Genomic DNA, 390 nt, shown 5'->3' on the forward strand with positions numbered 1-390 from the left:
TGGTGATGGTGGTGTGAGGAGACGGTGACCTGGGTCCCCTGGCCCCAGTGGTCAGGTTCCCTCAGCCAGCTACTTGTCAGGAAATCTGCTGCGCAGTAATAAACGGCCGTGTCCTCAGGTTTCAGGTTGTTCATTTGCAGGTACACCGACTTCTTGGCGTAGTCACTGGAGATGGTGAATCGGCCCTTCACGGAGTCTGCATAGTACGTCGTGCCCTTACGGCTTCTAATATATGACACTGCCTCACGCTCCTTCCCTGGGGCCTGGCGGAACCAGCCTATGGCATAATCGGCGACAGTGAATCCAGAGGCTGCACAGGAGAGTCTCAGAGACCCCCCAGCCTGTACCAAGCCTCCCCCAGACTCCTGCAGCTGCACCTGGGCCATGGCC

General features: G+C 58.2%; 1 protein-coding gene. It reads right to left on the reverse strand.

What is annotated here, in order from left to right; genetic code table 11:
* The coding region (locus tag OO258_RS27840) for an immunoglobulin heavy chain variable domain-containing protein (RefSeq protein ID WP_416309235.1) at positions 1 to 386 on the reverse strand (386 nt) is incomplete at its 3' end.
* Positions 387 to 390 lie beyond the last annotated feature (4 nt).

The sequence above is a fragment of the Pseudomonas sp. DCB_BI genome (assembly GCF_026240995.1).
Classification (GTDB): Bacteria; Pseudomonadota; Gammaproteobacteria; order Pseudomonadales; family Pseudomonadaceae; genus Aquipseudomonas.